This is a genomic window from Nocardia sienata NBRC 100364, from assembly GCF_001613205.1.
Classification (GTDB): Bacteria; Actinomycetota; Actinomycetes; order Mycobacteriales; family Mycobacteriaceae; genus Nocardia; species Nocardia sienata.
Genome location: NZ_BDBX01000029.1, coordinates 59,636 through 85,632, shown reverse-complemented (window position 1 = coordinate 85,632; position 25,997 = coordinate 59,636). Strand labels below are relative to the sequence as shown.

The 25,997-nt window shown below is 68.2% G+C and carries 21 protein-coding genes, 1 tRNA gene and 1 pseudogene; 19 read left to right on the top strand and 4 right to left on the bottom strand.

Going from position 1 to position 25,997, the window contains the following annotated elements; all coding sequences use genetic code 11:
- Positions 1–68: 68 nt before the first annotated feature.
- The 14 genes from eccCa to NS4_RS16760 all read left to right on the top strand — a co-directional run bounded on the left by eccCa (position 69) and on the right by NS4_RS16760 (position 16,733).
- Entirely contained in the window at positions 69–4,100 is a 4,032-nt protein-coding gene (gene eccCa, locus NS4_RS16835) for a type VII secretion protein EccCa (protein WP_063060490.1), read from the top strand.
- Positions 4,082–5,521, top strand: a complete 1,440-nt coding sequence (locus NS4_RS16830; protein ID WP_157106089.1) for a type VII secretion-associated protein — start codon at positions 4,082–4,084, stop codon at positions 5,519–5,521. Before eccCa ends, NS4_RS16830 begins: the two co-directional genes overlap by 19 nt.
- 131 nt (positions 5,522–5,652) lie before the next feature.
- Positions 5,653–5,988, top strand: coding sequence for a WXG100 family type VII secretion target (locus NS4_RS16825; RefSeq protein WP_157106088.1), 336 nt, complete (start codon positions 5,653–5,655; stop codon positions 5,986–5,988).
- Positions 5,989–6,023: 35 nt separating this feature from the next.
- Positions 6,024–6,311: a WXG100 family type VII secretion target gene (locus NS4_RS16820; RefSeq protein ID WP_063060487.1), complete on the top strand. Its 288-nt coding sequence runs from the start codon at positions 6,024–6,026 to the stop codon at positions 6,309–6,311.
- Positions 6,312–6,631: 320 nt separating this feature from the next.
- Positions 6,632–7,366, top strand: a complete 735-nt coding sequence (locus tag NS4_RS16815) for a lytic transglycosylase domain-containing protein (RefSeq protein ID WP_245665468.1) — start codon at positions 6,632–6,634, stop codon at positions 7,364–7,366.
- Between the two features lie 130 nt (positions 7,367–7,496).
- Complete coding sequence (gene eno / locus NS4_RS16810) at positions 7,497–8,780, top strand: phosphopyruvate hydratase (protein WP_063060485.1); 1,284 nt, start codon at positions 7,497–7,499, stop codon at positions 8,778–8,780.
- A gap of 5 nt (positions 8,781–8,785) precedes the next feature.
- A complete protein-coding gene (locus NS4_RS16805; RefSeq protein ID WP_063060484.1) occupies positions 8,786–9,373 on the top strand; it encodes an FtsB family cell division protein in 588 nt (195 codons plus the stop codon).
- Complete coding sequence (locus tag NS4_RS16800) at positions 9,370–9,888, top strand: DUF501 domain-containing protein (protein WP_063060483.1); 519 nt, start codon at positions 9,370–9,372, stop codon at positions 9,886–9,888. Before NS4_RS16805 ends, NS4_RS16800 begins: the two co-directional genes overlap by 4 nt.
- 132 nt (positions 9,889–10,020) lie before the next feature.
- Positions 10,021–10,968: a Ppx/GppA phosphatase family protein gene (locus tag NS4_RS16795; protein WP_063060482.1), complete on the top strand. Its 948-nt coding sequence runs from the start codon at positions 10,021–10,023 to the stop codon at positions 10,966–10,968.
- Positions 10,969–11,078: 110 nt separating this feature from the next.
- Positions 11,079–12,533, top strand: a complete 1,455-nt coding sequence (locus tag NS4_RS16790) for a peptide MFS transporter (RefSeq protein WP_063060548.1) — start codon at positions 11,079–11,081, stop codon at positions 12,531–12,533.
- 39 nt (positions 12,534–12,572) lie between these two features.
- Positions 12,573–14,051 (top strand): amino acid permease, encoded by a 1,479-nt coding sequence (locus tag NS4_RS16785; protein WP_063060481.1) that lies wholly within the window; start codon positions 12,573–12,575, stop codon positions 14,049–14,051.
- Positions 14,052–14,056: 5 nt separating this feature from the next.
- Positions 14,057–14,611 (top strand): hypothetical protein, encoded by a 555-nt coding sequence (locus NS4_RS16780; RefSeq protein WP_157106087.1) that lies wholly within the window; start codon positions 14,057–14,059, stop codon positions 14,609–14,611.
- A 57-nt stretch (positions 14,612–14,668) separates the two neighbouring features.
- Positions 14,669–14,742 (top strand) — tRNA-Leu (locus tag NS4_RS16775).
- 1,370 nt (positions 14,743–16,112) lie between these two features.
- Entirely contained in the window at positions 16,113–16,733 is a 621-nt protein-coding gene (locus NS4_RS16760) for a DUF6069 family protein (protein ID WP_063060477.1), read from the top strand.
- An 83-nt stretch (positions 16,734–16,816) separates the two neighbouring features.
- Here the strand turns inward: NS4_RS16760 and NS4_RS16755 are convergent, their stop codons facing one another.
- The gene (locus NS4_RS16755) at positions 16,817–17,851 is read right to left on the bottom strand and encodes an NADP-dependent oxidoreductase (RefSeq protein ID WP_063060476.1); all 1,035 of its coding nucleotides are present in this window, start codon (positions 17,849–17,851) and stop codon (positions 16,817–16,819) included.
- Positions 17,852–18,034: 183 nt separating this feature from the next.
- Between NS4_RS16755 and NS4_RS16750 the strand changes: the two genes are divergently transcribed.
- The 3 genes from NS4_RS16750 (at position 18,035) to NS4_RS16740 (ending at position 20,774) form a co-directional block, all read left to right on the top strand.
- Complete coding sequence (locus NS4_RS16750; protein ID WP_063060475.1) at positions 18,035–19,024, top strand: sulfite exporter TauE/SafE family protein; 990 nt, start codon at positions 18,035–18,037, stop codon at positions 19,022–19,024.
- Positions 19,025–19,446: 422 nt separating this feature from the next.
- Complete coding sequence (locus tag NS4_RS16745) at positions 19,447–20,163, top strand: hydrogenase assembly protein HupF (protein WP_063060547.1); 717 nt, start codon at positions 19,447–19,449, stop codon at positions 20,161–20,163.
- Positions 20,160–20,774: a D-sedoheptulose-7-phosphate isomerase gene (locus NS4_RS16740; protein ID WP_063060474.1), complete on the top strand. Its 615-nt coding sequence runs from the start codon at positions 20,160–20,162 to the stop codon at positions 20,772–20,774. Before NS4_RS16745 ends, NS4_RS16740 begins: the two co-directional genes overlap by 4 nt.
- Here NS4_RS16740 and NS4_RS16735 read toward each other — a convergent pair.
- Positions 20,739–22,286, bottom strand: coding sequence for an MFS transporter (locus NS4_RS16735; protein ID WP_063060473.1), 1,548 nt, complete (start codon positions 22,284–22,286; stop codon positions 20,739–20,741). The two genes, NS4_RS16740 and NS4_RS16735, sit on opposite strands and share 36 nt — an antisense overlap.
- A gap of 228 nt (positions 22,287–22,514) precedes the next feature.
- Between NS4_RS16735 and NS4_RS16730 the strand changes: the two genes are divergently transcribed.
- Positions 22,515–23,771, top strand: coding sequence for a serine hydrolase domain-containing protein (locus tag NS4_RS16730; RefSeq protein ID WP_245665461.1), 1,257 nt, complete (start codon positions 22,515–22,517; stop codon positions 23,769–23,771).
- 15 nt (positions 23,772–23,786) lie between these two features.
- Here NS4_RS16730 and NS4_RS16725 read toward each other — a convergent pair whose 3' ends face one another.
- Both NS4_RS16725 and NS4_RS16720 read right to left on the bottom strand, forming a co-directional pair.
- The gene (locus tag NS4_RS16725) at positions 23,787–24,347 is read right to left on the bottom strand and encodes a TetR family transcriptional regulator C-terminal domain-containing protein (RefSeq protein ID WP_063060471.1); all 561 of its coding nucleotides are present in this window, start codon (positions 24,345–24,347) and stop codon (positions 23,787–23,789) included.
- Between the two features lie 39 nt (positions 24,348–24,386).
- Positions 24,387–25,370 (bottom strand): annotated as a pseudogene (locus NS4_RS16720) (SDR family NAD(P)-dependent oxidoreductase); the annotation flags it as partial.
- Between the two features lie 169 nt (positions 25,371–25,539).
- On the opposite strand from NS4_RS16720, the gene NS4_RS16715 reads away from it, so the two are divergent.
- Positions 25,540–25,992 carry a hypothetical protein gene (locus tag NS4_RS16715; RefSeq protein ID WP_063060469.1) on the top strand — a complete coding sequence of 151 codons (453 nt, stop codon included), beginning with the start codon at positions 25,540–25,542 and terminating at the stop codon, positions 25,990–25,992.
- Positions 25,993–25,997 lie beyond the last annotated feature (5 nt).

The window sequence follows — 25,997 nt, the reverse complement described above, 5'->3', positions numbered from 1 at the left end:
ACGACATGTTCGTGCCTGCCTCTACACTGAGCCCGAACATCGCATGGCCACAAGGGGGATCTCGCTCGATGACCACTGTCCGTTTTCAGCGGCGTGCGCGCCGGGAGGTTCCGCGGACACCAGGGGGCGAGGTCACCCTGCAGCCGCCCCCCGAAATCCCCCGGGTGACGCCGGGAAATCTGCTCGGCAAGCTCATGCCCGTCGTGATGATCATCGGCATGGTCGGGATGATGGCGCTGATGTTCACCCAGGGGGGTGGTATCGCGTCGAATCCGATGTCGCTGATGTTCCCGATGATGATGATGGTCTCGATGGTCGGGATGTTCGCCGGGCAGGGCAACGGTAAGGGCGCCAAGGCGGCCGAGGCCAATGAGGATCGCAAGGACTACCTGCGCTACCTCGACCAGGTTCGCAAGGATGTCGGGGTGACGGCGGCCGAGCAGCGGGCCGCGGTGGAGTGGAGTCATCCGGAGCCGGGCCTGGTCTGGATGCTCGCGGGCACCTCCCGGATGTGGGAGCGCCGGCCCAGCGACAAGGACTTCTGCCATGTTCGCATCGGCATCGGCGGGCAGCGTCTGGCCACCCGCCTGGTCGCACCGGAAACCGGGCCGGTGGAGGAGCTCGAACCGATCGCCGCGGTCTCGCTGCGCCGCTTCGTCCGGGCGCATTCCACCGTGCCCGATCTGCCGACCGCCATCGCGGTGAAGGGTTTCGCCACCATCGCCCTCGACGGCGATCGGGCGCAGGCCCGGGACATGGTGCGCGCGATGCTGGTCCAGCTGGCCATGTTCCACGGCCCGGATCAGGTGCTGACCGCGATCGTCTGCGGCCCCGACACCAGTGCGGAATGGGAATGGACGAAATGGCTGCCGCACACCCAGCATCCGGACGCCGAGGACGGTGTCGGCACCCAGCGCATGTTCTTCGGCTCGATCCGGGAGATGATGGCGGGTTTGGCCCCGATTCTCGGCAACCGGGTCCGCTACTCCCGTAACCAGCCCACCAATTCCGCCATGGTGCACGTGGTGATCGTGGTGGACGGTGGCCTGCTCGAGGCCGAGGAGGATCAGCTGCGCGAATCCGGGTACGAGGGTGTCACCGTCATCGACCTGTGCGGATACGCTCCCCGCCTGGCGGTCTCGCGCGGTATCGGGCTCACCATCCGCAACGGTGAATGCCTGGGCCGCGGCGCCACCGGCAACCAGGAGCGATTCGCGGTCATCGACCGGATCAGCCGGGAACAGGCCCAGCAGGTGGCCCGCCGCCTCGCCCCGTACCGCGCGGCCACCCAGCGCAGCAGCGATGTCGAGGTCACCGAAGGGGAGACGATCAACACCTGGGCGCAGTTGATGGGCCTGGGCGATATCGGTTCCTTCAATCCCGAGAGCGCCTGGCGACCCCGCTACGGCCGGGAGCGGTTGCGGGTTCCGTTCGGTGTCGGCGCCGACGGGCTGCCCGTCGTCCTGGATATCAAAGAAGCCGCCGAATCCGGTATGGGCCCGCACGGTCTGTGTATCGGCGCCACCGGTTCCGGTAAATCCGAATTCCTGCGCACCCTGGTTCTCAGTCTGCTCGCCACTCATTCGCCGGATCAGCTGAACCTGGTCCTGGTCGACTTCAAAGGTGGCGCGACCTTCCTCGGTCTCGACGGTGTGCCGCACGTCGCGGCCGTCATCACCAACCTGGAAGAGGAAGCCGACCTCGTCGACCGTATGCGCGATGCCCTGGCCGGCGAGATGAACCGCCGCCAGGAATTGCTGCGCCAGGAAGGTAACTTCGCGAATGTCTCCGAATACGAGAAGGCCCGCGCCGCCGGTGCCGATCTCGATCCGCTGCCCGCGCTGTTCGTCGTCCTCGACGAGTTCTCCGAACTGCTCACCCAGCACCCCGATTTCGCGGAACTGTTCGTGATGATCGGCCGCCTGGGCCGCTCGTTGCACGTCCATCTGCTGCTCGCTTCGCAGCGGTTGGAAGAGGGCAAGCTCAAGGGCCTGGAATCGCATCTGTCCTATCGCATCGGCCTGAAAACATTCTCCGCCAACGAATCCCGCCAGGTGCTCGGTGTCCCCGACGCCTACAACCTCCCCAACAGTCCCGGCGGCGGCTATCTCAAATCGGATTCGGGCGAGATCCAGCGTTTCCAGGCGTCCTACGTCTCCGGGCCCTATGTGGGTGGTGGACCGCAGCGCGATATCGCGGTGGCGACACGGGCCGGTGAAATCGATATCACCGCGCGGCCGTTCTTGGCCAAACATGTCGAGTTCCGGGCGGTGGACCGGGTACCGCTGGCCCCCGAACCGCTCGACGATCCGGAGCCACTGGTCGAAGACGGTGAACAGATCTCCAATATCGGCATGCTGGTGGCCCGGATCCGCGGCCACGGCCGGCCCGCCCACAAGATCTGGCTGCCGCCGCTGGACGCCTCGCCCTCACTGGACGAGCTCATCCCGCGCTCGATCCTCACCGGCGAGTACAACGCGCAGGCCGGACTGCGCGCGCCGATCGGTATCGTCGACCGCCCCTACGACCAACGGCGCGATCCGCTGCTCGTGGACCTGTCCGGCGCACGCGGCAATGTGGCCGTGGTCGGTGGCCCGCAGTCGGGTAAATCGACAATGCTGCGCACGCTGATCATGTCGATGTCGCTGACCCATACCGCCGAACAGGTGCAGTTCTACTGCCTGGACTTCGGCGGTGGCACCCTCGCCAGTCTCGAGGGCCTGCCGCACGTCGGCTCGGTGGCCGGCCGGCTGGACCACGACAAGGTTCGCCGCACCGTCGCCGAGATGACCACCATCGTGCGCACCCGCGAACTGCGATTCCGTCAGCTCGGTATCGAGTCGATGTCGGAGTTCCGCCGCCTGCGTGCCGCCGACCCGGCGAGCAGCCAGGCAGCGACCGGCGCCCATGAGGACCCCTTCGGCGATGTTTTCCTGGTGATCGACGGATTCGGTTCGATTCGCCAGGATTTCGAGCCGCTGGAGCAGGCGATCATGAACCTGGCGGTACAGGGCCTGTCCTACGGCGTGCACGTCGTGATCGCGCTCTCGCGCTGGATGGAGGCCCGGCCGCAGCTCAAGGACCAGATCGGGACCCGGCTGGAACTCCGCCTCGGCGATCCGGCCGATTCCGAGTTCGGCCGCAAGGTCGCGGCGCTGGTTCCGCAGGGCCGGCCGGGTCGCGGTATGACCCCCGAAAACCTGCATATGCTCACCGCGCTGCCCCGGGTCGACGGATCTTCCGAGGCCGAGGACCTCGGTCGCGGCGTCGCCGACGCGGTCGCGCGACTGCAGCAGGCGACTCCCGGCCGTCCCGCGCCGCAGGTCCGGATGCTGCCCGAACAACTCGATCGCGAGCAGTTCGTGCGGGCGATCGGCCCCTGGCAGGGGCCGGCGGACCGGCGCAATATCGCGATTCCGATCGGTATCAACGAATCCGAGCTGACGCCGGTTTTCCTCAATTTCGACGACAACCCGCACTTCCTGATCTTCGGCGATACCGAATGCGGGAAGTCGACGCTGCTGCGCAATATCGTCAGCGGCATCGTCGAATCCAACGCACGCGACAAGGCCGCGCTCATCCTGGTCGATTTCCGGCGCACCATGCTCGGCTACTTCGATCAGGATCGCTTGGCCGCGTACGCGACCGGCGCCGAGGGCCTGACCACGAATATGCGTGACCTCGCCGCACTGTTGCGGACGCGGATGCCCGGGCCGAACGTCACCCCGCAGGAACTGCGCGACCGCTCCTGGTGGACCGGCCCGGATCTGTTCGTGATCGTCGACGACTACGACCTGGTCTCCAGCGGATCCAGTGGCAACCCGCTCGCACAGATCGTCGACTATCTGGCGCACGCCAAGGATATCGGCCTGCATCTGATCATCGCGCGTCGCTCCGGTGGCGCCGGCCGGGCCCTGTACGAGCCGGTGATCTCCCGGCTGCGTGACCTGGCCACGCCCGGTCTGATCATGAGTGGCAGCCGGGAAGAGGGCGGCCTGCTCGGGAATGTGCGGCCCAGCGCCATGCCGCCGGGCCGCGGCACCCTGGTCGGGCGTTCGGGCAACGAACTCATCCAGACCTCGTGGATGCCGACGCAGTAATGCCGGTGGCCGAAATCGCGCTGACCGAGACACGATTGTGGGCGTGGAGCGCGAACACCCATACCGATCTCACTCCGTCGGTCGTGCCCACCGGTGACGGCCGCAGCCTGGTGGTGGGCGAACCACTGGCACCACCGTCCATCGCGGTGTCGCCGGTGCAATTGGTCACCGCCGACCGCATCGCCTACGACCCGGGCATGCCGACACCCGAGGGAGCGCTGAGCGCGGTGTTCGGTCATACGCTCGCCCAGCTGCGCATACCGTCACCGTGTGAGCGGCTCACGGTCGTACACCCGACCGAGTGGGATCCGCATCGGCTGACCGTTCTGGAGTCCGCGGCGCGCCGCCACAGCGGTCACGTGACATTGGAGACGATTGCCGTCCGGGCGGTCACCGCCGGTCGGCGGCTACGCGATGTGCGCACCGTGGTCCTCGAATTCGGACCGTTGTCGACCACCGCGTCCACAGTGGTTCCCGCGGAGAGCGGTCCGCGGCTCGAATACTGCGAACACGAACCGGCGCTCTCCGCTGCCGAGATCGCGGCGGGGGACGACGAACTCGCCGGTTTCGACGCGCTTCTCGATCGGCTCCTGCACGGCTGCCAGGTGAGTTCGGTGCTCGTGGTGGGCCGTACCGACGCCGGCTTTCTGGAGCGGATCGGTTCGGTGGTCGCCGAGCGCTGCGGTAACGCCGAGCCGGTAGTGGTCGCCGGTACCGATCTGGTGCGAGTGCCCCGAACCGATCCCGGCGATCATCGCCCCGTGCTGCCCCCGGCCGCTGCCGAGACCGAATGGCTACAGCCGCTGCGTGAGCGGGCCGCCGCCACCCGGCCACCACGCTCCCGGACCCCGCTCTATCTCGCCGCCGCGGTCGTATTCGTCGTCGCCGTCCTGGTCGCCGCCGGCATCGGTATCGCCCGGATATCCGGCGGCTCCGACGCCGTGGCGACCGCACCGTCCACCACCCGGGCCCCGGATACCGGCGATACCGCCTCCGATTCGGGCCCGGCGACTTTCGGCGCTCTCCGTCTCGAGATCCCGGACGGCTGGCGGATCAAGAACCCGCCTTCCGATCAGCGTCTGGAACTGGTTCCGGTTGCCGGTCTGCGCGCACGTATCACCGTGACCCAGCAGCCTGTGACGGCAGATGTCGGCTACGAACGGATCGCCGCCACCTTGGAGGCCCAGATCGCCCGCCGCCCAGCAGGTTCGGTGTCTGCCATCCGCCGCGACGTGGTCTTCGCCGGGCGTCCCGGCCTGGCCTATTCCGAGTATCCAGAGGACGGATCGACCGTTGACTGGCATGTTATCGTCGAGCACAGCATCCAGATCAGTATCGGGTGCCAGTATCAGACAGGGGGGCAGGACTCGATCACACCTATCTGTGAAGACCTCGCGAACTCGCTGGAGGTCGGCCGATGACCTCATCCGGGAGATATTCCGGAATCCTACGGAACCGATTGGGCCGGTATCGCGTCCAATCATCATGAAGGCAAGTTCGGACCGTTTGCGGACGCAGGGGGTCCGGATCCGAACTCGAGTAAGGAGATACCGTGGCGAACCCCAACGTCACTACCGACGTAGCGGCAATGGAGACAGCTGCCAAGCACGTCGAGAACGTGAATTCGCAGCTGCAGACCGAACTCGGCAACGTTCGTAACATCGTTGCCGGTTCGGCGGGGAACTGGGAAGGTTCCGCCGCCGGCACCTTCCGCAAGGTCATGGACGACTACGATGCGCAGTCCCGCAAGCTGCACGACGTCCTCGCAGAGATCGGGACCCTCATCCGTGAAAACGGTAAGGGATACACGGCCACCGAGCAGGCGAACCAGGATGCGCTGAGTTCGCTCGGTGCCTCGTCCGAGCTCGGCTCCAGCCTGAATATCTGAGTCGTCGGTTCACGAGAGTCTTAGGAGTTATTGCTATGTCGCAGATGAAGTATTCGGAAGGCCAGCTGATGGCCATGACCGGCGACCTGCGCTCGTCGAAGGGCCGGTTGACCGAAACCCATGAGGAGTTGAAGGGCTACGTCAACGCGCTGGCCGCCGAATGGGAGTCCGGTGCTCAGGAGGCGTACCGCCTCAAGCAGGCCCGGTGGGACGAGGCGCACAACGGCCTGCTCGACATCATGGAGCGCCTTGCCAAGACCGTCGAAGACGGTGCCATCGAAATGACGACCACCGATAAACTGAATGCGTCGCGCTGGGCCTGATCCGATAGGCCGACCATATCTGGCTCGAGACAACGATTGTGCCCCGAGATCGATTCTCGAGGCGCAATCGTTTTCCTTTGTCTCGGGTCGAATCATTCAGCAGTAAATACTGCGCCGCGGTCATTTGATGTAACTCTCGGATCTGCTCGGGCCTGTCGAGGAGAACGATGTATCGGCCTTTCTGGGCGGTCGTATTGTTCGTGCGTCGGTTTTCGGTTCCTCCACCACTATGTCGAGGGTCGGCCGTTTCTGTGACCGAGACTGTGATCTGTACCGTTCGGTCCCTCTCTCGGGGGCGCCCGGCCCCGGCTGCCTGGATGATGGATGGTGTGCGTCTCCGCAGGTTCGGCCTCGTCGCCGCTTCGTTGGTTGCCCTGGTGCTGACCGGGTGTGGGGCCGGCGAGGATCTGGTGCCCATCCCCGAGGGGATCCCGCCCGGGCCCGGCATCCCGGTACCCGTGATCGATATCGATGCCCCCGGCCGGACCGCCGCGCAATTGAACGTGTGGGCGGCCGAGCACGCCGGTGCGCTGGATATGCCGGTGGCCGCGCTCGAGGCGTACGGGTACGCGGCGGCGGTGATGGTGCGGTCGCGGCCGGATTGCGGGATCGGCTGGACGACGCTGGCGGGAATCGGGAGTGTGGAAAGCGATCACGGCCGGCATCGCGGGGCCGAGGTGCGTGACGACGGTCTGGTGGAGCCGTCGATCATCGGTATCCCGCTGGACGGAGCGCCCGGAGTGGCGGAGATCAGGGATACCGACGAGGGGCTGCTCGACGGGGACCGGGTATTCGACCGTGCGGTGGGTCCGATGCAGTTCATACCGGAGACCTGGCGCAGATGGGGAGTGGACGCCAATGGGGACGGGGTCGCCGATCCGCACAGTATCGACGATGCGGCGCTCACCGCGGCGAGGTATCTGTGCGTGAGCGGCGGGGCGCTGGGCACCGCCGAGGGCTGGAGCCGGGCGCTGTTCACCTACAACAGGTCGGAGAGCTATATGGAAGTGGTCCGTGATCGGGCCGCGGCCTACAGCGTCGGCCGGCGCGTCTGAGGTCGCGCCGGAACTGTGTCGGTCGCTGCGGGGCGGCAAATGGACTGGCCGCAACCGCGCCTATTAGGCTCGCAACCGCACGGCTCGTCCCGATAACTACCGTGCCACCAGCCGAAGGAGTGTTGTTTTCGTGGCCATCATCGAACAGGTCGGAGCTCGCGAGATCCTGGACTCTCGGGGTAACCCCACCGTCGAGGTCGAGATCGCCCTCGACGACGGCACCCTGACCCGCGCCGCGGTGCCCTCCGGTGCCTCCACCGGCGAGCACGAGGCCGTGGAACTGCGCGACGGCGGGGATCGCTACAACGGCAAGGGCGTGCAGCGAGCCGTCGAGGGGGTGCTCGACGAGATCGCCCCGGCCGTGATCGGCCTGGACGCCGTCGAACAGCGCACCGTCGACCAGGCGCTGCTCGACCTCGACGGAACCCCGGACAAATCGCGTCTCGGCGCCAACGCGCTGCTGGGTGTGTCCCTGGCGGTGGCGCGCGCGGCCGCGGAGTCCTCGGGTCTGGAACTGTTCCGCTACCTCGGGGGACCGAACGCCCATGTGCTGCCGGTGCCCATGATGAACATCCTCAACGGCGGCGCGCACGCCGATACCGGTGTGGATGTGCAGGAGTTCATGGTGGCGCCGATCGGCGCGCCGACGTTCAAGGAATCGCTGCGCTGGGGCGCGGAGGTCTACCACGCGCTCAAGGCGGTGCTCAAGGAGAAGGGTCTGGCCACCGGGCTGGGCGACGAGGGCGGCTTCGCGCCCGATGTCGCCGGCACCAAGGAAGCGCTGGACCTGATCAGCGTCGCGATCGGTAAGACCGGACTGAAACTGGGCCGGGATGTGGCGCTGGCGCTGGATGTCGCGGCGACCGAGTTCTACAAAGACGGTGCCTACCAGTTCGAGGGTTCCGCGCGTTCGGCTGCCGAGATGGCCAAGTTCTATACCGAACTGCGGGCCGCCTACCCGCTGGTGTCGATCGAGGATCCGCTGTCGGAGGACGACTGGGACGGCTGGGTCGCGCTCACCGACGAGATCGGCGACAAGGTGCAGCTGGTCGGCGACGATCTGTTCGTCACCAACCCCGAACGTCTCGAGGACGGTATCGCCAAGGGCGCGGCCAACGCGCTGCTGGTGAAGGTGAACCAGATCGGCACCCTGACCGAGACCCTGGACGCCGTCGAGCTGGCCCACCGCAACGGGTACAAGACGATGATGTCGCACCGGTCCGGTGAAACCGAGGACACCACCATCGCCGACCTCGCGGTCGCGGTGGGCAGCGGCCAGATCAAGACCGGCGCTCCGGCGCGCAGCGAGCGGGTGGCGAAGTACAACCAGCTGCTGCGGATCGAGGACGCGCTCGGCGATTCGGCTCGCTACGCCGGTGACGTGGCCTTCCCGCGTTTCACCTTCGAGGACTGAGGTAGATGTCGGAGCGGCGTGCGCGCGGTACCAGTCCCGCGGGACGGGGCGACCGCCGCACGTCGCGCGCGCCGTCGCGCCGCCCCGCCGCCGAAGTGCACGGCGGCGCGGAGCGGGTGCGGCGCACCACCCGCCGGTCCAGAGCCGGGACGGACGGCGCGCGGGACTGGTCGGAGCGGACCATCCTGGGGTTGTCCGCCGGTAAGGCGATCATTCTGGCGATGGTGGTGTGTGCGCTGGCGATGACGCTGGCCGTGCCCATGCGCACCTATTTCACCCAGCGCGCCGAGGCCGATCAGCTCGCGGCCGAACGCCGGGCGCTCGAAGCCGATATCGACCGGCTGAAGGACCGCCGCGCCCAGCAGGAGGACCCGGCCTATATCCGCTCCGAGGCGCGCGACCGGTTGCGTCTGGTGATGCCGGGCGAAACCCCCTATATCGTGCAGGTCCCGGGGATCGAAGTGCCGGCGATCCCCGATCCGCAGGCACCGCTGCACGAACCCGATCCGTGGTACACGGATCTGTGGCGGAGCATCTCCGAACCGCCCCCCGAAACCGAAACACCCGCGCCGCAGCCGGAAGGACCCAGGTGAGTACACCCGACGACCGAGATCTGCAGATCGTCGCCGAACAGCTGGGCCGCGAACCGCGCGGGGTGCTCGCCATCGCCTACCGGACGCCCGACGGGCTGCCCGCGGTGGTCAAGACGGCGCCGAGGCTTCCGGACGGCACCCCGTTCCCCACTCTCTACTACCTCACCGACCCCCGGCTGACCGCGGAGGCCAGCCGGTTGGAATCCGCGGGTGTGATGAAGGGGATGACCGACCGGCTCGGCCGCGATACCGAACTCGCCGCCGCCTATCGCGCCGCGCACGAGAGCTATCTGGCCGAACGCGACGCGATCGAATCGCTGGGTACCGATTTCAGCGGTGGCGGTATGCCGGACCGGGTGAAATGCCTGCATGTGCTGATCGCGCACGCGCTGGCCAAGGGACCCGGCGTGAATCCGCTCGGTGACGAGGCGGTGGCGCTGGCGGCAGCGAACGGGCTGCGCGGCAGTGCGATCCCGGCGGACTGGCCGGAATACGGGGTGACGGAACACGAATGAGGCGATACCTCCGCTTCTGCTGCGGCCTCCGCCGACCGGGCGCGCAGGCTTCGAGGGAGGGGTCGTGAGGCGGTACCTCCGCCTTTGCTGCGGGTTCCGTGGACCGTGTGTACAGGCTATGAAGGAGTTGCTATGACCGACCGGGTCGCTGCCGTGGACTGCGGCACCAATTCGATCCGACTGCTGATCGCCGATATCGGCGCGGATTCCACCCTGACCGATGTGCACCGGGAGATGCGGATCGTGCGGCTCGGTAAAGGGGTCGACGCGACGGGCCGGCTGAACCCGGAGGCGATCGAACGTACCCGCGTGGCGCTGGCCGACTATGTGACCCTCATGCTCGAGCACGGTGTGAGCCGGGTTCGGATGGTCGCCACCTCCGCCACTCGCGATGCGTCGAACCGGGAGGATTTCTTCGCGATGACCCGGTCCGAACTCGGCCGGGTGGTGCCGGGCGCGTCCGCCGAGGTGATCACCGGTGACGAGGAGGCCCGGTTGTCGTTCACCGGCGCGGTCGGTGAACTGTCCGCGGCGGACGGGCCGTTCGTCGTGGTCGACCTGGGCGGCGGATCCACCGAACTCGTGGTCGGGGACGGCGACGGGGTGCAGGCGGCGTTCTCCGCCGATATCGGCTGCGTGCGGGTCACCGAGCGGTGTCTGCGCGGAAATCCGCCGGAGGCCGGTGAAGTGGCCGCGGCCCGGGAGTTCGCGACCGAACGCCTCACCGAGGCGTTCACTCACGTCCCGGTGGACGGTGCGCACACCTGGGTCGGGGTGGCCGGCACCATGACCACACTCGCGGCCGTCGCGCTGGACCTGCCCGAATACGATTCGACGAAAACACATCTGGCACGGATCGCGCTCCCGGATCTGAACGCGGTCTGCGATCGGCTGATCGGGATGAACCACGACGAGCGCGCCGCGCTCGGACCCATGCATCCGGGCCGGGTCGATGTCATCGGCGGCGGCGCGGTGATCACCGAGGTGCTGGCGGCGGAGCTGAAGCGCCGGGCCGGGATCACCGAGCTGGTCGTCAGCGAACACGACATCCTGGACGGGATCGCGCTCTCGATCGCCTGACCCCTCACCGGGCCCCGCAGTGTTACCGGGGCCGGAGTGTTCGTGAAGCTGCGGTATCGGTTCGGTCCGGTATGCCGCGCGCCGGACCGGGTGCGTGGGACAGTCTCAGCATGTCCGAAGTCCCAGACGTCGCCGAGCGCACCTTTTTCGGTCACCCCGTCGGCCTCGTCAACCTGTTCGGTGTCGAACTGTGGGAGCGTTTCTCCTTCTACGGGATGCTCACCATCCTCGGCTACTACCTGTACTACTCGGCCACCGACGGTGGTCTCGGTATGGATCAGGATGTCGCAGTCGGTCTGGTCGGTGCCTACGGCGGTCTGGTCTATCTCTCCACGATCATCGGCGGCTGGGTGTCGGACCGGCTGATCGGGATGGAGCGGACCGTCTTCTACGGCGGCGTCGTGGTGATGGCCGGGCATATCGCACTGGCGCTGATTCCGGGCCTCACCGGTGTGGGCGTGGGGCTGGTACTGGTGGCGCTGGGCAGTGGCGCGTTGAAATCGAACGCGTCCGCGCTGCTGGGCACCCTGTATCCGAAGGGCGATCCGCGGGTCGACGGCGGATTCACGCTTTTCTATCTGGGGATCAATCTCGGTGCATTCGTCGGCCCGCTGCTCACCGGGCTGCTGCGGGAGGAGTGGGGCTTCCACGCCGGCTTCGGGGCGGCCGCGGTCGGGATGGCGCTGGGACTGATCCAGTACGTGGTGTTCCGCCGCAATCTCGGCACCGCCGGCCGCGAGCCCACCGATCCGCTGCCGCGTCGTGCCTACGGGCCGCTCGCCGCGGTGGTGGTCGCAGCGATCCTGGTGATCCTGCTGGTACTGCTGACCGGACTGGTCACCGTGGACAACCTGCCCGATGTCACCACCGCGCTCATCGTCATCGCCGCCGCCGTGTACTTCGCCGTCCTGCTCACCCATCGCCGGGTGAGCCCGCTGGAACGCAGCCGGGTGCGGGCCTTCGTCCCGCTGTTCCTGGCCAACGTGGTGTTCTGGGCCCTGTTCCAGCAGATCTTCACCGTGCTCGCGGTGTACTCCGACGAACGGATGAACTGGAACATCTTCGGCTGGACCGCGCCGTCGAACTGGATCGGTTCGGTGGAGCCGGTGTGGATCATCGCGCTCTCGCCGCTGTTCGCCGCGCTGTGGACCAAGCTGGGGGATCGGGCGCCCACCACTCCGCGTAAGTTCGCGCTCGGCGTGGTCGGGATGGGGACGGCGTTTCTGCTGTTCGTCCCACTGGCCGGGACCTCCGGACGCTCGGTGCCGGCGCTGGCCGTGCTGTTCATCATGGCGGTGTTCGCTGTCTCCGAACTGCTGATCTCCCCGATCGGCCTCGCGGTCAGTACCCAGCTGGCCCCCGAGCATTTCCGGGCGCAGATGATGGCGCTCTATTTCCTGTCGATCGCGCTGGGCACCACATTGTCGGGAGTGCTGGCACGTTTCTATTCGCCGGACGCCGAATTCGCCTACTTCGGGATCACCGGTCTGGTGGCGATCGCGGCGGGCGTGGTGATTGCCGGACTGTCGTCGTGGATAACCCGTCATATGGCGGGAGTGCACTAGCGTTCCCGGTACTCGCGCCGGAATCACCAGGAGGCCGCAGTGACGACGCCGACCAGCCGCAATTCGCTGTTCCGCACCAAAAGCGTGGAGCAGTCGATCCGCGATACCGACGAACCCGGGAAGAAACTCCGCAAGGAGCTCACCTCGTGGGATCTGGCGATCTTCGGCGTCGCCGTCGTGATCGGTGCCGGTATCTTCACCCTCACCGCCCGCACCGCCGGTAACGTCGCCGGGCCCGCGGTATCGCTGGCCTTCGTCTTCGCCGCGATCGCCTGCGGGCTCACCGCGCTGTGCTACGCGGAGTTCGCCTCCACCGTCCCGGTCGCGGGCAGCGCCTACACCTTCTCCTATGCGACCTTCGGTGAACTCGCGGCCTGGATCATCGGCTGGGACCTGCTGCTGGAGTTCGCGCTCGCGGCCGCGGTGGTCTCCAAAGGCTGGTCCCAGTATCTCGGCCAGGTGTTCGACCGGGGTGCCGCCGTGGTGGAGATAGGCGGGGTCACCTTCGACTGGGGCGCGGTCCTGCTCATCGCCGTGCTCACCACACTGCTGGCACTGGGTACCAAACTGTCCTCGCGTGTCTCCATGATCGCCGTGGCCATCAAGGTCGGAGTGATCCTGCTGGTGATCGTGGTCGGCCTGAGCTTCTTCGACTCGGCCAACCTGACCCCGTTCATTCCCGAGTCGGTCCCGGGCGAGGGCGGCCAGGGACTGACGCAGTCCCTGTTCTCCTGGGTGACCGGGGCAGGTAACAGCACCTTCGGCTGGTACGGCCTGCTGGCCGCGGCCAGCCTGGTGTTCTTCGCGTTCATCGGCTTCGATGTGGTCGCCACCGCCGCCGAGGAGACCAAGAACCCGCAGCGCGATCTGCCGCGCGGCATCCTCGGCTCGCTGGTCGTGGTGACCATCCTGTATGTCGCGGTCTCCATCGTGCTCACCGGCATGGTTCCCTACACCGACCTGGCGGGCGAGGACGCGACGCTGGCGACCGCATTCGCTCTCAACGGAGCGACCTGGGCGAAGAACATCATTTCCATCGGCGCGCTGGCCGGCCTGACGACCGTGGTCATGGTGATGCTGCTCGGCCAGACCCGGGTGCTGTTCGCGATGTCCCGCGATGGTCTGGTCCCGCGGGGTCTCTCGCGGACCGGGGATCGCGGCACGCCGGTGCGGATCACGGTGATCGTCGGTGTGGTGTGCGCGATCCTGGCCGGTTTCGTGCAGTTCGGCACCCTCGAGGAGATGGTGAACATCGGCACCCTGTTCGCCTTCCTGCTGGTCTCCATCGGGGTGGTCATCCTCCGCCGCACCCGGCCCGACCTGCCGCGCGGTTTCAAGGTGCCACTGGTGCCCTTCGTGCCCATCCTGGCGGTCCTGTCCTGCCTGTGGTTGATGGTGAATCTTTCGGTCGAAACCTGGCTGCGTTTCGTAGTCTGGATGCTGCTCGGTTTGGTGATGTACTTCGCATACGGCCGACGGCATTCGCTGGTCGGTAGGTCCGCTTCCGAACAGGGGTGATCGCGATGGGTCTGTCGTGGCGGTGGTTCCGGCGCCGGGCGATACAGCCCGCACACCTGCCGGTCCGGGACGACGCGTCCGGTACGGATCTGGTGGTCGAATGGATCGACGCGGTGACCACCGGTCTGGCCACCGCCCCGCCGGGCCCACCCGTTGCCGCGCCCGCCCGGGTATGCGACGGCATGTTCACCGCCGCGACCATCGTCGCGGTCCTCATCGAGAAGATCGCCGACCGCACCGAGTATCGGGTCGCCAACAATCGCTGTATGGCCTCGGCGGTGGATTTCATGAAAGTCCTCGGGGAGGACACCCTGCGCCGCTACCGTATCGACGGGGTGCAGCCGGTGGGCTGGGAGAACATGGGCACCGAGATGGACGAACTGGTGATCGCCCGGCGGCTCGGGCAGCTGGGCGAAGCCCTGCAGCTGGCGTTGCTGGCGGTGACCACGGACTACGAATTACCCGACGAGGTGCGCGAGGCGGCGGAGGAGTCGGGTTTGCTGGCAGCCGACGTGCTGGTGGAGGCATGCCAGGCGATTCAGACAGACCCCACAGTGTGACTCCCACTCACGGGTATTCCGGTACGGGTGTACGAGTCGGTAGTGTGTGGTCCGCACGCCCCCATAGCCCAATTGGCAGAGGCAGCGGACTTAAAATCCGCCAAGTGTGGGTTCGAGTCCCACTGGGGGCACCGCTGCGCCGCAGGTCGGACAGTGTGTCGCGACGTACTCGGCCGAGTTCGACTCGCTTGGTGAGGCTGTATCTGGTTTCCGTCGGCTCGCGACAACACGAGACCGCTCAGACGATGCAACCGAGCGGATGAATCGGAAACCCCAGGTCAGTTGTCGGTTGAACCTCACGCCGACCGGAGCTCGGTCTCGTGATACAGCCTGGAGACCGGTTCATCAGCGCCCGCCACCTTGAAGGTGACATGGACTCGGCCGCCGCTGGAGCTGGTCACGGTGCCCTCTACCTCGCGTCGGCCTATACGGGCACGAACATGATCGCCCGGCTTCAGAGTGCGATCCGTCTTCTCCACGGACTTGCGAGCCATCGTTGTTCACCTCGAACTCGATGCGGCGTCCGTTGACAGCGCGGTCAAGTGCTTTGAGGCCGTAGCGAGGATCTGCGTAGGCTGTCTTGCTGGTCCAGCCGGGTTACGAGGGCCGACATGGAACGTCGTGCCCAACGCATCGCAGCGGCGCCAACACATTCGGATTTGGACGCATGCCGTTCGAGTGCGCCGCAGCGCTCATGCCGATCCTCATCAGTTCCCGAGGCCCTGGCAGGATGACCGCGATTACGAAGACAGCGATTCCGGCGACGGCGAGTATGGCCAGGGCCGGGCTCCGGATCACGACTCACCTCGGAGGTAGCGGGATGCTGCGCCTGCGGATGGATACACCCGCGTCCCAGTGATCAGGTCGGCCACGGCGGTGATTACCCACCAAGGAGAATCGGGTTCAAGGGAGCCCAGATGCGAGATCACGACCCCCTCGGCGACATGTTCGAGCGCGTGCTGGGTGGCGATCAAGGCCGCCAGTACAGCGCGAGTATCCGTTCTGACGGTGTAGACGATCCGCAGGTCTGGGTCGGGGGCGTGGCCGGAGCGGGGGTTGAGGACGCCGTGGCGAATCCACATGGCCCAAGCGGATGATGACGAGGCCGTCCGGTGCGTCGACGCTGGTCGGGTTGGCGTCCCCGCGGACCTGGTAGCGCCCGTCGACCACCCGGTCCAGACCTTCCCGTTTATGCCCGAACCCGCCGTCGCTGCCCGCCCGGCCGCGGGCGGCGGCCGAGTACGTGGCCGTACCGGCCACTTCCTTCGTAGCGGTCGGCCGGGGTGACGACCTGCGTCTGGCCGCCACAACCTCGGTTTCACCGACGGCGGGGCGGGCGTGTCGTAAGCGGCATGCCGTGCCACGGGCGCCGTCGCCCCAGCGAACCCACCGGCCGGGCGGGTGTCCTCACCCGGCGCGGATGATTCCGGCCGGTGCCGCGCCCGACATGCGCCTACCGATTCGGGTGGGTCGCGGAGCTCATGCGGGGTACTTTCCCCCTATGACGGAACCGCCGCACAACTACGGGCGCCAGGACCCTCACCGCCAGGGTTACCCTCGGACGCAGGCCTACCCGCAGCCGGGTTATCCCCAGCAGCAGGGGTACTCGCAGGAGCCGGAGTACGGGCACCAGGTCGAATACGGGTACCAGCCGGACCAGCCCGAGCGGTCGAACGAGCGGTCGAACGAACCGAAGATCAATGTCGGACGGCTGTGGGCGGGCGGCGTCGGCACGGCCATCGTCGTCGCGCTGGTGATCGTGGTACTGATCATGCTGGTGCGCGGCATCCTGAATATCGCGGTTCTCTCGCCGGAGGGCGAGGGCGCCTACGGCACGGTTTCGACCACCTCGTATGCCGTGGCCGGTGGCGCCGCCGCGATCGCCGCGACCGGTCTGCTGAACCTGCTGCTCGCGCTGATGCCGAGCCCGATGCAGTTCTTCTACTGGATCACCGGATTGGTCACCGCGCTGGCGACGCTGGTGCCGTTCACCCTGGTCGCCGGGGTGGACGCCAAGATCGCCACGGCCGTGATCAACCTGATCGCGGGGTTGTGCATCATTTCGCTACTCGGCGGGGTGGGGTCCGGGGCGATCATCCGGCGCCCGCAGTCGCAGTACTGAGTTCTTCCCTCGGGTGCCGTCGCACGCGGTCCCGGGCGCCAGCGGGCGGCCCGGGGCCCGGGTGTGCGGCGCGTGCGGTGGTCTCAGCCGGCCCCGGGATCCGACCGGACCCGGACCAGCTGTTTACCGAGATTGGACCCGTCGAAGAGGCGCTGTAGCGCCGCCGGGGCGTTGCCGAGGCCGTCGACGACATCTTCGGCCCAGACCAGCTCGCCCGCCGCCACCCAGCCCGCGATCCGGGCCAACGCGGCGGGGAAATCGACGTGGTGGTCGTAGAAGATGAAGCCCTCCATTCGGGCGCGGCGGAAGGCCAGCTGCATGTAGTTGGCGGGTGCGGCGCCGTAGCCGGCGGCCGTGTAACCGGAGGAGATGGATCCGCAGAGCGCGATCCGGGCGTGCAGGGCCAGGTGGTCCAGCGCGTTCTCCAGCAGGTTTCCGCCGATATTGTCGAAGACCGCGGTCAGCCCGTCGGGTGCGAAGGCGCGCAACGCGGCGGGTACGTCGTCGGCGCGATAGTTCAGGCAGTCGTCGAAACGGGCGGTATCGCGCACCCAGCCGACTTTCTCCGGCGTACCCGCGGTGCCGAGCACCCGCGCGCCGAGTATCCGCGCGATCTGTCCGGCCAGCGATCCGACACTGCCGGCCGCGCCGGTGACCAGCACCGCATCGGTTTCCGCGACCTCCAGCACCCGGGTGATCCCGATATAGGCGGTCAGCCCGCTCACCCCGAAGACGGTGAGCATATGGCGGGGGTCGATCCCCGGCGGCACCGGATTCACGCCGAACAACCCGGCGGCGCGGGCCACGGTGTATTCCTGCCAGCCGAGCTCACCGTAGACCCATTGCCCCTCGGGCAGCGCCGGGTCACGAGAAGCGACCACCCGCCCCACCCCGCTACCGCGCATCACCTCGCCTACGCCGACCGGCGTTGTATACGTCGTCGCCGGGTTGAGCCAGGTGCGCTGGGTGGCGTCGATACCGAGCCACTCCACCTGCACGAGGGCCTCACCGTTCTCCAATACCGGGAAGGGACTAGCCTTTTCGGCGAAAGTACCGGCGGTGATCCCGGCGGTCGGCCGCTCGCGCAGGACCATCTGACGGAAGGTTCGGTCGGTCACGGCGGCCAGTGTGCCCCAGCGACGCCGCCGGTGTCGCCTTCATTTCCGCGCCCCCGGGGCGCCGTACCGGATGCCCATCGGGCAGGCCGGCAGTATTACGTTCACGGTGATCGCAACCCGTGTCGACCGGGCGAGCGCGTCGTAACCTCGGATCTTCGGTCCAGGTTCGGGGAGCACACCGTCATGATCAAGTTACTGGTTTTCACCCTTGTGGGTATCGGCGCGCAGATCGTCGACGGCACGCTCGGGATGGCCTTCGGCGTCACCGCGACGACGCTGCTCGTGCTCAGCGGCACGGGTGCCGCGCATGCGAGTGCGGCAGTCCACTTCGCCGAGGTCGCCACCACCCTGGCCTCCGGGGCATCGCACTGGCGGTTCGGCAATATCGACTGGAAGGTCGTACTACGGCTGGGTGTGCCCGGCGGTATCGGTGCCTTCCTCGGCGCGACCGTGCTGTCGCGGATCTCCACCGAATCCGCCGCGCCGATCACCGCCGGCATCCTGCTCGCGATCGGTGTCTTCCTGGTCGTCCGGTTCTCCTCGCGTCCGCCGGTGGAGTTCGCCACCTCGGAGAAGACCGCGCATTCCGCGAAATTCCTGACCCCGCTCGGCCTGTTCGGCGGTTTCATCGACGCCAGCGGTGGCGGCGGCTGGGGGCCGGTCACCACCAGCACCCTGCTGACCACCGGACGGTCCGCGCCGCGCACGGTGATCGGTTCGGTGAGTGCCTCGGAGTTCATCGTCTCGGCCTCGGCCAGTGTCGGCTTCCTGCTGGGGCTCGGCTCGGATTTCTTCGACAATCTGCTGATCATCGCGGGCCTGGCCCTCGGCGGTGTCATCGCCGCACCGATCGCCGCCTGGCTGGTCAGCCGGATCACCCCGGGTGTGCTGGGCACCGGAGTCGGCGGGTTGCTGGTCCTCACCAACGCTCGCACGCTGTTCAAGCACTTCGATATCGAAGGCGCGCCCCGCACGATCGGTTACGTGTTGATCGTCGCGGTGGCGGTCTCGCTCACGGTCCTGGCATGGCGGAAGTCCCGGACGGCCGCGGCCCCCGAGGACTCCGCCGAGACCGTGGGCGCGAACGCTGCCGAACCCGCGGTGGCAGGGTCCGCCGATGCCGAAGCCGCCGGTGAAGGCTCCGCGGACGTGACGCAGGTACCGGTCAGGTAGTACCGCCCGGTCCGTACCGGTGGCGGTACGACCGGAGGGTGAGGGGACAGCGCCCGGCTGCCCGGACAAGACGTCCGGGCAGCCGGGCGCTCTTTTTCAGCACGGCCCCGCGACCGGGAGCGTAGCGCGCTGTCAGGGCGCACCGCGGCGGTTTCTTCCGTCTGCCCGCCCGGCGCAGGCCGGTGTGGCGAGCGCGGTTCGCGACCTCCATTCGTATTTTCGTAACAGCCGGGTAGTACCGCACCGATAGGGCTGGACAACGGTCGGTGCGCGGAAACGTCGACACGCCACCGTAATTCGGTCATCGAGACTGTTCGCTAGAGGAGGACTGCGATGTGTTGGGGCATTCCGGGCCGGATCAGCGAGAGCTCCGACTACGGCGGTGGAGCCCCGGTCGTGGCTGCCGGCGGGGTGATGCCGTGGTGAACGAACCCTTGGCGGCCATACCTTTTCGTCCCGACCTCGCCGATGACCTGGCGGTTGCGGCGCTGGCGCTGGCCCGGCGGTTCGCGGCCGGCGCGGCGTTGTGGTGTGTGGCGCCCTCCGGGGAACCGCATGCCCAGCACATCGCCGTCGAATTCGTACATCCGGCGGCCGCCGGTGTGCAGGCCCGGCCCGCCGCCGCCCTGACCGGACCTTATCTGGTGGATACCGCGCGTGTTTCGGCGCGCCCCGGCGATATGGTGCTCGCGGTCGCCGCCGCGCACGAGCCGCAGGTGCGGTCGCTGTTGCTGCGCAGCCCGGCCTGGGGTGTGCACACCATCTGGATCGGGTCGGGCCCGCGGCCGGCCGCCGGGCTCGCCGACCATCTGCTGTGGCTGGACGGCCCGGAGTCCCGGTTGCCGGCCGCGGGTGAGCTGGTACTGCTCTATCACCTGCTGTGGGAGCTCACTCAGCGGTGTTTCGCGCATCCCGACCTGGTCGCGCCGGAGCATGGACCGGAGCACCGGGAAGTCCGCCGCGAAGAGGGCAGGCTCGGGGAGGTGGTGACGCCGCTCGGCGACGGGACGGCGCGTATCCGTACGCCGCTGGGAACCGAAACCGTCATGACGACCTTCGTCGAGCCGGTACGGCCCGGCGATCTGGTGCTGGTGCACGCCGGTATGGCGGTGAGCACGGCCGGGCTGGAGGACGAATGACGAGGTCGGGCGAGACGGATGCGCTGCTCGGCGAACTGGCCGCGTGCGCGCGGGCGCGGGCCGCGGAGAGCTTCGGTGTGCAGACGCGGGCACTCGCGGCGAATGCGGAACCGGTCGCCGCGGCCGCCCGCGAGATGGCGCGGCGCTTCACCGACGGCGGCAGGCTTTTCACCTTCGGTAACGGTGGCAGCGCCACGGATGCCGCTACGCTCGCGGCCCTGTTCGCCCGGCCGCCGGACGGTACCGCGCTGCCGGCGTCGTCGCTGTCGGCCGACGAGGCGGTACTCACCGCGGTCGGCGACGACATCGGGTTCGAATCCGTGTTCGCGCGCCAGCTGGCCGCGCGCGCACGGTCCGGCGATATCGCGGTGGCCATGTCGACCAGCGGCGATTCGCCCGATCTGCTGGCCGGGCTGGCGGAGGCCCGGGCGCGCGGGATGTACACGATCGGTTTCGCCGGCTGCGACGGCGGCGCGTTCGTGGCCGGTGACACGGTCGACCGGTGTCTGGTGGTCGGTTCGCGCTGTGCGCACCGGATCCACGAGACGCAGGCCCTGCTGGGGTACGCGCTGTGGCTATCGGTTCATCAGCACGGCGTCGTCGGCGGTTGAATCGGTGCGGGCGGTCCTGCGCCCGGGTGCCCACGCGCCCAGCGCGAACGCCATCACCACGGTGAGGATGCCCAGGACAAGCGCCGCCTGTGCGGCGCCGTGGACGAAGGCTTCCCTGGCGAAAGCCGCCAGCGGCGCGGCCGCCGGACCTCCCCGCTCGGCGACCTCCAGCGCGGCGGCCAGCGAATCACCGACCGGGTCGCGGGCGGCTTCGGGCAATCGGGGCAGTGCCGGGGCGATCCGGTCGGCATAGCCGACGGCGAGGATGCTGCCGGAGATCGCGATACCGATGGCCGCACCGACCTCCCGGGAGGCGTCGTTGACCGCGGAGGCCACTCCGTGTTTCTCCGGGGGTGTGCCGTTGATGATCGCGGCGGTCGCCGGGGCGGTGCACAGACCGAGGCCGGTACTCAGGATCAGCAGCGGCCAGAGGACATCGAGGTAGGTGCTGTCCACCGTGGTCCGCGACACCAGGATGAGCGAGCTACCGACGCACAGCAGGCCGAGGAAGGTGGGCAGGCGCAGGCCGAACCGTTCGGCCAGCCGTGGGGCGACGACCGAGATACCGATCAGCGGCGCGATCATCGGCGCCATCGCCACCGCGGACATCAGCGGCGAGTACCCGAAGATCAATTGCATGTACTGGACGAACAGCAGGAAGTAGCCGAAGGCGACCAGGAACTGCACGCCGACGCTCACCGCGCCGCTGCCGAAGCCGCGGTCGGCGAACAGCCGCACATCCAACAGCGGATTCGGGACCCGCAATTCGACCGTCGCGAACCCGACTCCGGCGAGTATCCCGATGCCGAACAAACCCAGTACCAGCGGATCGGTCCAGCCGCGCACCGGCGCCTCGATGGCCCCGACCACGACGGCGCCCACGGCGACCGACACCGTGAGACCGCCCCAGAAGTCCAGCGGTGGCCGGGTGTCGTCCACGGATTCGGCAACCGTGCAGCCGGCGAGCGCCAGGACGACGCCGGCCACCGTCATCGCGAGGAAGATGGCCTGCCAGCTCCAGATCTGCAGCAGCAGCCCGGAGCCGAGAATGCCCAGGACCGCGCCACCGGAGACGACTCCTGCCCACAGCCCGACGGCAACTCCGCGCCGTTCGGGCGGGAATCCGCCGGTGAGCAGGGAAAGGGTGGACGGCATGACCAGCGCCGCGCCCACCCCCGCGACGGCGCGCGAGGCGATGATCCAATGCGGCGCGTCCAGCGCCAGTGGCACCGCGGAGGCGATCGCGAACACCACCAGGCCGAGCACCATCATGATGCGGCGGCCGAACCGGTCGCCCAGCGCGCCGGAGAACAGGACCAGGCAGGCCAGCGCGAGGGTGTAGCCGTCGACCACCCAGGTGAGCTGCTGCTGGGTGGCGCCGGTATCGGCGGCGATCTCCGGAAGCGCGGTGTAGAGGGCGGCCATGGCCGCGATGACCAGAGCGACGGCCATCGACGACAAGGCGAGCAACCAGATATGCGCCCGGGACAGGCGCGTGTCCACCGATGTCATGGCCACCTCCCGGCAGATGGGGGAACAAGCGGTCGTCGCATTGATCAGAGCACAATTCCCCGGATCGACCATGGGTGATCTCCGTCACTGCTACTGGGGGCGGCCGACCGCCTGGTCACCGGTGGTCGGTGGTCGGCGCGCGGCCCACCCCGGCCGGAGCGCCGGGCGGTCGCGCCACGGGAGTTCGGTAGCCGTCGCCGCTTCGGCGGCATGGTTACCCTGGGGCGTGTGAAGGCAGATACCGCGCTCCTGGTCCCGGTCGCCGCCGAACTGGACGACATCACCGCTGTCGGCCCGGAGGAGGATGCCGGCCCCGGCGGGCCGAGCCCGGCGGAAATCGAAGCGATCTGGGACTCGGTGCGGGCCTGGTACCGGTTGGGTGCCACCCCGGCGATCCAGGTCTGCCTGCGCCGCAACGGGCGGGTCGTGCTCAACCGGGCGATCGGCCACAGCCGGGGCAACGCGCCCGGCGACGCCGCGGATACCGAGCGCGTCCCGGTGACCACGGAGTCGCCGTTCTGCGGATTCTCCACCGCGAAAGGTGTTTCCGCCGCGGTGATGTTCATGCTCATCGAGCAGGGCGCCTTCGCGTTCGACGATCCGGTCAGCCACTACATTCCCGAGTTCGCCGCCAACGGCAAGGCGGCGATCACCATCGGGCACGTACTCACCCATACCGCCGGCGTCCCGTTCGTGACGCGCCCCTACCGCGGGCACGAAATGGTATTCGACGAGGAACTGTGCCTGCGCGGTCTGATCGATCTGAAGCCGAGTTACCCGGCCGGGCGTTTCCGCGTCTACCACGCCCTGACCAGCGGGCTCATCCAGCGGCTGCTGGTGCAGCGCGTCACCGGTAAGCGGCTCAAGGATCATCTCGCCGAACAGGTGCTGGAACCGCTGGGCTTCCGGTGGACGAATCTGGGCGTCCGGCCGGAGGACGTGGACGCGGTGGTGCCGAGCGTGAAAACCGGCCCCCCGCCGTCGAAGTTCGCGTCCTTCATCGCCGGACGCGCGCTGGGCGGTGGGTTTGCCTCGGACGCGGTGAACCGGGAATCGAATCGCTCCTTCCTCACGGCCGAACTGCCGTCGGGGAATCTGGTCACGACCGCCGCCGAACTGTCCAGGTTCTACGAGATCCTCGCGCGCGGAGGCGAACTCGACGGTGTCCGGATCATGCGGGCCGAAACAGTGCGCGACGCGGTACGTCCCGCGCCCCGGGTCCCCGGGGTGGCGGGCCGGGTGAGCCGGGCCGGCTACGAATTGGGCGGGCACCGTTCGAAATTCGGGCACGATACGACCGCGCATTTCGGCCGCAGCGGGTTCACCACGCAGTACGGCTGGGCCGATCCGGAACGCGGGTTGAGCGGGGCGATCCTGACCAACGGTAAATCCTCGGTGGACGGCGAACGTCCTTGGCAGCTGGTGGCGCAGATCTCGGAGGCGTTCCGGCCACTGGCGCCCGCGGAGCGGATCTTCGAGCTCTAGACCCCGCCGCCGCGGTCAGTGGACGAGGGAGGCGATGTGGTGGCGTACCACGCGATCGGCGCTACCCTCGCCCGCGCCGTGCGGATACGCGAGTTCGAAGGAGAGGCCGCTGATCAGGGCGAGCAGCCGTTCTGTTTCGAGCTCGACATCGGCCACCCCGGCCCGGGTGAGCGCGGCGGCGGCGATGGCACGGTCGGAGCGGCCCATCCTTGTGGTTTCGACATCCATCCCGTGCACCAGCCGGGCGCTTGCGACGATCTCGGTGCGCAGTAGCAGCCGTCGGTCGGTGGGGTCGGGTAGCAGCGCGCGCGTGACCGCCTCGAGGTAGGCCCGCCGGTCGGCCACCGAGTCGCTGCGGGGTTCGCTGCCGACCGCTGCGAGCCGGCGGTCGCGATCGTATTCGAGTGTCTTGGCGGCGGTCATGAAGAGGCCGAACTGGCTACCGTATTGCCGGCGAAGCGTCTTGCCGTCCACGCCGGAGCGGTCGGCCACCCGGCGCAGCGTTGTCTCGGGAATCCCGCGCGAGGTCACCAGGTCGAGGACGGCGTCGAACACGGCGTGGTCCTCATCGGTCACGATCGGAGTTCCTTTCCACACACGGCGGGGCGGGCCTGCTCACCAGTGGGTGCCCGGCACCCAGCGGGCCGCACGCCGCAGCGCGGTCCCGGTACCGCGCGCCACCCGCGCTCCCGCCCGGGGCAGCGGGGTGCGGCGCCAGCGTAACCGTGGCGCGGGGTGCTCACCGCCGATGCGGTGGCCGACGGGTGCGTCCGCCTGGGAGTCGCGTGCGGTGACCGTGCCGGGTCCGGGTTGTTCGCCCCGGGCGGCGGGGGAGTCCGGGATCATCCGGTAGTAGCGGTGCAGGACGAGGTCTCGCAGACGCGGAGCGAACATCGCACCGTACTCGCCGAGGGTGCCGATCGGCACGTCGATACGCCGGGGCCGCTGGGTGAGTGCGCGCACGATCGTCGCGGCCGCCCATTCCGGCGATTCGGCGCGGCCTCCCTGATCACCGGAGGGGGCGATCATGGGGGTCCGCACCAAGGGCAGGTGGATGGTGGTGAAGGTGACCCCATCGGCCAGGGTTTCCACCGCCGCGACCTCGGCGAACTTGTCCAGTGCGGCCTTGCTCGCCAGATAGGCGGAGTATCGCGGGGTGGCCACCTGTACGCCCGCGCTGCTGATGTTGACGATATGGCCGAATTTGCGCTCGCGCATCTGCGGTAGCAGGGCCAGGGTGAGCCGCAGCGCGCCGAAGTAGTTGACCGCCATGGTGCGTTCGTAATCGTGCAGCCGGTCGGTGGAGCGGTGGATGGCCCGGCGGATGGAACGGCCGGCATTGTTCACCAGCATGTCCACCCGGTCGTGCTCGCCGAACAGCTTGTCCAGGGTCGCTTCCACCGAGGCCGGGTCGGTGATATCGCAGGGGTAGCCGTAGGCCCGGCCGCCCGCGGCCCGGATCTCGGCCACCACGGTGGCGAGTTCGCCTTCGCGGCGGGCGAGCAGGAACACCACGGCGCCCTTCTCCGCGACGGCCAGCGCCGCGGCCCGTCCGATACCCGATGAGGCGCCGGTGATGAGGACATGCCGTCCGGCGAGCTCGTGTTCGGCCTTGCCGGCCCCGGAATCGCTCATGAACAGCCCCTTTGCGCGGTCTTCCCGGCCGAACTTACTCCAAAGTAAGAAAGTCCGCCAGGGTCGGTTCGGCGTTCGAAAACAGGTTCGAATTAACCTCTCGAGATTCGAACATATGTGCGATACTCAACTCATGACGGACGATCGGATGGCGGATATCTATGCCGCGGTGCGGCTCGGCGGTGCGAATCGGGAGGCGGCGCGCCAAGCGCTGCAATTACTGTGGGACCAGCTCGGGCCGGCCGGAGAGCCGCTGTACCGGAGCGTGGTGGCCCACCATCTGGCGGATGTTCAGGACACTCCCGAGGGCGCGTTGTTCTGGGACACGCGGGCGCTCGACTCGGCCTTCGTGCCCGGCGTGCCGCTGGGCGAAGGACTCCTGGGATTTCTTCCGTCGCTGTATCTGAGCCTGGCCGACAGCCACCGGCTCGTCGGCGATTTCGATGAGGCCCGGATGCAGCTGGCGCTGGCGCGCGGGCATGCGAACGTACTCGCCGACGATGCCTACGGCCGGGTGATCCGGGCCGGAGTGGATCATGTGGCGACACTGCTGGAGGCGCAGTCCACCGAACGGGTGGCCTGCTGACACGG